Source organism: Intrasporangium sp., assembly GCF_032907665.1.
Lineage (GTDB): Bacteria > Actinomycetota > Actinomycetes > Actinomycetales > Dermatophilaceae > Intrasporangium.
Map to the genome: position 1 here is coordinate 1 of NZ_JAJJPG010000106.1, position 4,694 is coordinate 4,694.

Annotated in this window: 7 protein-coding genes and 1 tRNA gene; 4 read left to right on the top strand and 4 right to left on the bottom strand. The window is 70.5% G+C overall.

The genetic code is table 11. The features are described 5' to 3' along the window. Positions 1-4 precede the first annotated feature (4 nt). From LOY02_RS14380 to LOY02_RS14395, 4 genes are all read right to left on the bottom strand, one after another. Positions 5-78: transfer RNA gene (locus tag LOY02_RS14380), tRNA-Ile, on the bottom strand. A gap of 101 nt (positions 79-179) precedes the next feature. Continuing rightward, positions 180-1,091 (bottom strand): cation diffusion facilitator family transporter, encoded by a 912-nt coding sequence (locus tag LOY02_RS14385; RefSeq protein ID WP_317183050.1) that lies wholly within the window; start codon positions 1,089-1,091, stop codon positions 180-182. Continuing rightward, on the bottom strand, positions 1,088-1,756 hold the full coding sequence (locus tag LOY02_RS14390) for a cation transporter (RefSeq protein WP_317183051.1): 669 nt from the start codon (positions 1,754-1,756) through the stop codon (positions 1,088-1,090). The genes LOY02_RS14385 and LOY02_RS14390 overlap by 4 nt, the downstream gene beginning before the upstream one ends. Continuing rightward, on the bottom strand, positions 1,753-2,127 hold the full coding sequence (locus tag LOY02_RS14395; RefSeq protein WP_317183052.1) for a metalloregulator ArsR/SmtB family transcription factor: 375 nt from the start codon (positions 2,125-2,127) through the stop codon (positions 1,753-1,755). Before LOY02_RS14395 ends, LOY02_RS14390 begins: the two co-directional genes overlap by 4 nt. A gap of 90 nt (positions 2,128-2,217) precedes the next feature. On the opposite strand from LOY02_RS14395, the gene LOY02_RS14400 reads away from it, so the two are divergent. The 4 genes from LOY02_RS14400 (at position 2,218) to LOY02_RS14415 (ending at position 4,635) form a co-directional block, all read left to right on the top strand. Further along, positions 2,218-2,559, top strand: a complete 342-nt coding sequence (locus tag LOY02_RS14400; protein WP_317183053.1) for a bifunctional 3-phenylpropionate/cinnamic acid dioxygenase ferredoxin subunit — start codon at positions 2,218-2,220, stop codon at positions 2,557-2,559. Positions 2,560-2,775: 216 nt separating this feature from the next. Next, positions 2,776-3,300 (top strand): DUF3145 domain-containing protein, encoded by a 525-nt coding sequence (locus LOY02_RS14405; protein ID WP_317183054.1) that lies wholly within the window; start codon positions 2,776-2,778, stop codon positions 3,298-3,300. A gap of 442 nt (positions 3,301-3,742) precedes the next feature. Next, positions 3,743-4,252, top strand: coding sequence for an HNH endonuclease (locus LOY02_RS14410; protein ID WP_317183055.1), 510 nt, complete (start codon positions 3,743-3,745; stop codon positions 4,250-4,252). Beyond that, a complete protein-coding gene (locus LOY02_RS14415; RefSeq protein WP_317183056.1) occupies positions 4,249-4,635 on the top strand; it encodes a WhiB family transcriptional regulator in 387 nt (128 codons plus the stop codon). The genes LOY02_RS14410 and LOY02_RS14415 overlap by 4 nt, the downstream gene beginning before the upstream one ends. Positions 4,636-4,694: the final 59 nt, after the last annotated feature.

A 4,694-nucleotide genomic window follows, 5' to 3' on the forward strand; every position in this document is an offset into this window, starting at 1 on the left:
TGGGTGGGGCAGCAGGGGCTTGAACCCTGGACCGACGGATTATGAGTCCGCTGCTCTAACCGGCTGAGCTACTGCCCCGGGGCCGTCGACTGTCGTCGGCGGTGCTGCGAGTGTAACCAGCGAGGTGGCCTCCGGCTGACGCTCCCGACGGCTGGGTGCCCCATGGGACGGTCGCTCGGTCAGGCGTGTGTCGGATGCTCGTGGCCGGCGTGGGCGGGCGACTCGAACTGGATCGTCGAGTGCTCGACGTTGAAGTCGGTGTCGATGCACCCCTGCAGCTCGTCGAGCATGGGCCCGAGGTGCCCGTCATGGAAGCAGGAGTCGTCGACGACGACGTGCGCGGTGAGGACCGGCAGTCCGGTGGCGACCTGGCTGGCGTGGAGGTCGTGGACGTCCCGGACGTGGGGGAGGGTGAGGATGCGCTCCCGGACGCCCTTGAGGTCCAGGCCCCGGGGTGTTGACTCGAGGAGGACGTCGACAGTCTCCCGGAGCAGCGCGAGGGTGCGGGGCACGATGAGGGCGCCGATGACGAGCGAGGCGACGGCGTCGGCGCGCAGCCAGCCGGTGACCGCGATGACTGCTGCCGCGACGAGAACGGCGACCGAGCCCAGCGCGTCGGCCCCGACCTCGAGGAACGCGGCGCGCAGGTTGAGGTCGGCGTGGCGGGCGCTGACGAGGATGAGGAGGCCGACGATGTTGCCGACGAGCCCGACGGCGCCGAAGACGACCATGAGCCCGGAGGTGACCTCGGGCGGCTCGAGCAGCCGTTTGACGGCCTCGACGATGATGAAGATGCCGACGGCGAGGAGGACCCCCGCCTGGGCTGCCGCACCCAGGACCTCCGCCCGCCGATAGCCCCACGTCCGCGCGTCGGTGGCAGGTCGGCGGGCCAGCGCAGCCGCGACCAGGGCCAGGCTCAGCCCCGCGACGTCAGTGAGCATGTGACCGGCATCGGCGAGCAGCGCCAGGCTCCCGGATGCCGCGGCTCCGATGACCTCGATGACGAGGACGGCCACGGTGATGCCGAGGACTGCCACGAGGCGACCGCGGTGGTCCGCCCCGCCCACGCCGTGACTGTGGTGCGTGCTCACCGTGCGCTTCCTCCGGGCGGTTGGCACGCACAGGCCTCGCCACGCCAGGCCTCGACTCCCTCCCGGATGGCGACGACGGCGATGACGAGGGCGGCGACCGGGTCCGCCCACGACCAGCCGAGGGCGGCGTTGACGAGGAGGCCGAGCAACAGCACGCCGGAGAGGTAGGCGCACAGGAGGGTCTGCGTGGAGTCGGCGACCACGCTGGCGGAGCCGAGCTCCCGGCCGGTCCGGCGCTGCGCCCAGGACAGCAGCGGCATGACGAGGAGAGATGCGACCGCGATGCCGATGCCCAGTCCGGTCGGCGAGGCTTCACCGGCGCCGAGCAGCGAACGCGTCGCCTCGACGGTCACGTAGGCGGCGAGGGCGAAGAACGAGATCGCGATGAGGCGCAGGGCCTGTCGTTCTCGGGTCTCCGGCAGGCGATGGCGGAACTGCCACAGGATGACGAGGCCGCTGCCCACCTCGACGAGCGAGTCGAGGCCGAAGCCGATGAGGGCGATCGAGGACGCGGCCGCCCCTGCAGCGACCGAGACCGCTGCCTCGACGACGTTGTAGGCGACCGACGCGCCGGCCAGCAGCTGGGCCTGCCGGCCCAGCTGGGCGCGCCTCCCCGCCGACAGGACGGCGGTGGAGTGGGCAGGGTTCGCAGGCTCGGCCGTCACCGCGCACCGCCCTTTCCATAGCGCGGGCAGAGGACCACCGCGTCACCCGTCGCACCGAGCAGCCGCTCGGCTGCGGCGAGCAGGTCGAGCGTCTCCTCGGGGTGCGCGAGCGAGTAGACGGAGGCGCGGCCCTGGGTGCGCACCTCCACGATGCCGCAGTCGAGGAGGCAGGACAGGTGCTTGCTGACCGTCGACTGCGCCAGGCCGAGATGGCGGGTGAGGTCCACGACGCGGTGCTCGCCGAGGGCGAGGTGCTGGACGATGGTCAGCCTCGACCGCTCGCTGAACCCGTGGAACAAGCACGCGGCAGCCGATACCGCATCAGCCTCGGCGCCTGACTCCTCATCGATAGCAGTGGCTGTCATCGTCATGGAACGATGATAGTCGCGGGAAGCCCAGTCCGACCCTGCCGCACGGGACCCATAGGCTCGGAGCGAACAGTTGCCAGGAGAGGGAGAGTCATGAGCGAGGGGATCCGCGTCGCGGGTGTCGATGACGTCGAGCCGGGCGAGGCTCTCGTCCTGCCCGAGGAGCTGACGGGGACGGAGCAGCCCATCTCCCTCTTCCGCGACGACGACGGGAGCTACTACGCCCTCGACGACACGTGCTCCCACGAGGACGCCTCCCTCGCCGAGGGCTGGATCGAGGCCGGCGAGGTGGAGTGTCCCCTCCACGCCAGCCGATTCTGCCTCCGCACAGGTGAGGTGCTGTGCCTCCCCGCGACCAAGCCGGTCGCCAGCCACAAGGTCGAGGTCCGCGACGGGGAGGTCTATCTCTTCCCCGGCGTTCCGAACGACGGCTGAGCCACGCGCTCGTGCGTGGCTCAGGTGCGCGCGCGGGCAGGCCGATCGTGATACCGCTCGTTTGTCTGGTGCGGGTGGGTCAGGTGGTGCACAATGGTCAGGAGCTCACGGAAGTGAGCCCAGCGGCATACAACTTCATGAGAAGCCGGCAGCATGAGCTGATCGCCACGCACGAGGTCGTTGGGGAAGACGTCCCTTGCACGTGAGGAGGTCAGGATGTCTGTCGCGACGCAGCGCACCCCGCGCCACACGACGCGCGGGGTGGTGTTCATCCACGGCGCCCCGACGGCGCTGTGCCCACACGTCACGTGGGCGATCGAGGCCGTCCTCGACCAACGGATCGCGCTCGACTGGATCCCGCAGCCGATCCTGCCCCGCACGGTTCGCACGGAGCTGTCCTGGACCGCCGCGGTGGGCACGGGGGCCGAGTTGGCCAGTGCCCTCCGTGGGTGGGAGGGACTGCGCTACGAGGTGACCGAGGACCCGACCGCAGTCTCCGACGGCGCGAGGTGGTCCTACACGCCGAGCCTCGGCATCCACCACACGATGACGAGCGTCAACGGTGACGCGGTCATCCAGGAGGACCGTCTCCGGGACGCCATGATCCGCGTTCGTGGGGACGCTGCCGCCCTGCAGGACGAGATCGACCTGCTTCTCGGCGTCCCGTGGGACGACGAGCTCGAGCCCTTCCGCTACGCCGGCGACGGCGCCCCGGTGAGGTGGCTGCACAAGGTCGGCTGACCGACCCACACGGGCGCCCGTCTCCTGCGCTACGTGTGGCCCAGGCTGGGGCCCGGACGGTTCGTGCGTCCGGGCCCCTGCCATGTGCAGGGACGCCTTTCGCATAATTCGGTGTGCCGGGGCATGCGCAGCGTGAAAGGCTGAAGACACCAGTCCGCCCACTAGGGGCGCCGCCTCACGAGAGCTCTGTCATGACAACGGGATTCACCCCGCAGCCGAAGCCCAACGCCGCCCTCCGAGGGGCCTACCCGTGTGTCGACCGCGCCCTGACCTGCATCGAGCGGGAGTCACCCACCGAAGTCCCACCCCCAGCGCGGACCGCACAGATCTGACGTCGAGCCAACCAGCCGGACATCGACAGCCGCTCACGGGATCCCCGGGGCGGCTTGTTCCGTTACCACCGCAACGCACGCGCAGATCATCGGAGAGGAGGCGCGGTTCAATGACACAGGTCGAGGTGTGGAACGCCGACGAGACCCTCCTTCATCGCGTCTCCGTGAAGCACGCCGTGAAGATGATCTGGCGCGGCATCGCGACGCCGGTGGCGGTCCACGAGTCCGAGACGTTCGGCCCGTATCAGCTCCCGATCGTGGTCCGACTCGTGCGCTACGTCGAGCAGAAGTGGCTCTATTCAAGGACTCGCGCCACCTACTCGCGTGAGGGGGTCCTGCGCCGGGACCGCCACCGATGCGCCTATTGCGGCCAGCTCATGGCCACGACCATGGACCACGTGATGCCCCGGTCCCGCGGCGGCGCGACGTCGTGGGACAACGCCGTGGCCGCGTGCGAGCCGTGCAACACGCGCAAGGGCAACCGGACGCCGGACGAGGCCGGGATGCCCCTCCACTGGGATCCCTACGTGCCCACCCGCGCGCAGCTCAACTTCGCCAGGACCAGCCAGACCGGCGGCACCGACCCACCCACGAGACCCCGAAAGGAGCTCGCCGCATGACCAGGAACCGACTGAACTTTCGCACCCGGCCTGTGGACCGGCCGTCGCTCCGGACGCGCTCGGGTCGTCCGGCTGGTCTCGACGGCCTGCACGGACGGGCCTTTACCGCCGCGACAGAGCACCCGTGGGACCTTCACCACGAGCGGCCGCGGTGCGCCGACGAGGACCCGGAGCTCTTCTGGCCGGCCACGCCCATTGAGGCGGAGCAGGCCAAGGTGATCTGCCGCGCCTGCCCTCTCTCGGCCGAGTGTCTGTCGGTGGCGCAGCGGCGCGGTGAGTGGGGCATCTGGGGTGGCGTGCTGATGGCGAAGGGGCGCCCCACGGACGTGCTGCCGGGCAACGTGCGCGAGCCGTTGTCGGCCGACCAAGCGCGAAGCGCCTGAGCACAGCGCCTTGGATCGCCGCGCCGCCGCGGCAGGTTCGCCGGGGCGAAGTTGTGGCG

What these genes read in the sequence shown, in the direction of transcription:
- LOY02_RS14395 (WP_317183052.1), bottom strand. Translation starts at nt 2,127, where the DNA reads ATGACGATGACAGCCACTGCTATCGATGAGGAGTCAGGCGCCGAGGCT.
- LOY02_RS14400 (WP_317183053.1), top strand. Translation starts at nt 2,218, where the DNA reads ATGAGCGAGGGGATCCGCGTCGCGGGTGTCGATGACGTCGAGCCGGGC.
- LOY02_RS14405 (WP_317183054.1), top strand. Translation starts at nt 2,776, where the DNA reads ATGTCTGTCGCGACGCAGCGCACCCCGCGCCACACGACGCGCGGGGTG.
- LOY02_RS14410 (WP_317183055.1), top strand. Translation starts at nt 3,743, where the DNA reads ATGACACAGGTCGAGGTGTGGAACGCCGACGAGACCCTCCTTCATCGC.
- LOY02_RS14415 (WP_317183056.1), top strand. Translation starts at nt 4,249, where the DNA reads ATGACCAGGAACCGACTGAACTTTCGCACCCGGCCTGTGGACCGGCCG.